This window comes from Psychrobacter sp. 1U2, from assembly GCF_051847575.1.
This window is the reverse complement of sequence record NZ_JBPYDC010000852.1, coordinates 1-804: the sequence shown is the minus strand read 5'-3', so window position 1 is coordinate 804 and position 804 is coordinate 1. Positions and strand designations below refer to the sequence as shown.

Annotated in this window: 1 protein-coding gene; it reads right to left on the bottom strand. The window is 47.0% G+C overall.

Annotated elements, in window-relative coordinates; all coding sequences use genetic code 11:
* Positions 1 to 804, bottom strand: an 804-nt coding sequence (locus tag ACS8FD_RS19125) for an AMP-binding protein (RefSeq protein WP_439277023.1), incomplete at both ends; no start/stop codon positions are given.

Below are 804 nucleotides of genomic sequence, written 5' to 3'. Positions count from 1 at the left end.
AAACTCAATCTCACGTGGATAAGCATGGGTTGATAAACGCTTACGTACCAAGTCTTTAATTTGCTGGGCAATCTCGTCACTGCCTTCGATGCCGTCTTTTAGCACCACATAGGACTTAATATTGTGTCCGCGCACCTCATCAGGGACACCGACGGCGGCCGACTCAGCAACAGCTTCATGTTCTAATACAGTGTTTTCAACATCAGTTGGACCGACACGGTAACCTGCCGTCGTAATGATGTCATCGTCACGCCCTGAGAACCAATAGCTGCCATCACTATGGCGCTCGACCACATCTCCTGTCAGATAATAGTCTTCAAAGAATGCCTGTTTTTCGTTCCAGCTATAACCACGGAAATAAAACGCTGGCGATTGACTGACTACAACTGCTAGCTGGCCTTGCTCGCCATCAGGCAATACTTGCATATCATCATCCAACACGACGAGGGTATGTCCTGGCAGAGCCATACCCATCGATCCGACTGGGCATTCATGTTCTAACGCATGGTGTTCACAGCAGGTCATTCCGGTCTCTGTCTGCCCATATTGATCGCAGACTTGGCAGCCTAAATGGTTTTGCACCCAGCTTACTACTTCAGTATTTAAAGTCTCACCTGCTGAGTTGGCACAGCGTAATGATAATGTCGAAGGATTATTATCAGTGATTTCTTCAAAGACACCGCTTGATTTCATCATGCGAAATGCCGTTGGTGAAGAAGCTAAGTTGGTAATCTTATGACGCACCATAAAGTCGCGCGTATTGGTCGCATCAAAACCCGCTTCATTAAAATAAGTCGTGACACC